This is a genomic window from Vibrio sp. YT-19(2023) (genome assembly GCF_033337395.1).
This window is the reverse complement of sequence record NZ_JAWOQN010000713.1, coordinates 1-618: the sequence shown is the minus strand read 5'-3', so window position 1 is coordinate 618 and position 618 is coordinate 1. Positions and strand designations below refer to the sequence as shown.

Genomic DNA, 618 nt, shown 5'->3' with positions numbered 1-618 from the left:
AAGACTGGGGCTTTTTTGCATTTTAGCCACTCTATTTTCCGTCATATTAGCTGAGAGTGGCTAGCCAGAAGATTTCTATCAGCAGAACATATCTCGCTTTGCGTACGAACTATAAGGTTGGTGCAGCTTTTGGTGCTTTAGACCACCCATGATCCCAGAGCTTTTCGCGCAGATAAAATAAACCCCAGCTCAATGTCTGGGGTTGTGGTTTTCTTAATTCGCTGTTGTTATTGGGCGAGTGTTTTCAGGATTTCTTTTAGCTCGACGGTTTCTCGGATTTCAAAGTTCGGCGTTATCTCTGTTGGATTACTTGCGCCAGTCGCATTCACCCACACACTCAAAATACCCATGTTGTTTGCGCCTGCGATGTCTGCCGCTAAAGAGTCACCGATGTGTATGGCTTCTTCTGGTTTGACGTCGACAAGTTTCAAGGCTTTTTGGAATATGCTGGCCGCTGGTTTTTCTTCTGGCTCTTCGCCACCCACAATAATATGGTCCACCCATTCATCCATTTGTGTTGCTTTCAATTTGGGGTGCTGCGAGAAAATTGGACCGTTAGTGATCACGACGAGTTTGTAGTGCTTACCTAGATCCGTCAGCATTTCTTTTACGCCAGGG

The 618-nt window shown here is 45.8% G+C and carries 1 protein-coding gene; it reads right to left on the bottom strand.

Annotated features, from left to right (window positions below; all coding sequences use genetic code 11):
• Positions 1-227: 227 nt before the first annotated feature.
• A partial coding sequence (locus R7E78_RS28050) for an HAD-IA family hydrolase (RefSeq protein WP_318058876.1) occupies positions 228-618 on the bottom strand: 391 nt, incomplete at its 5' end.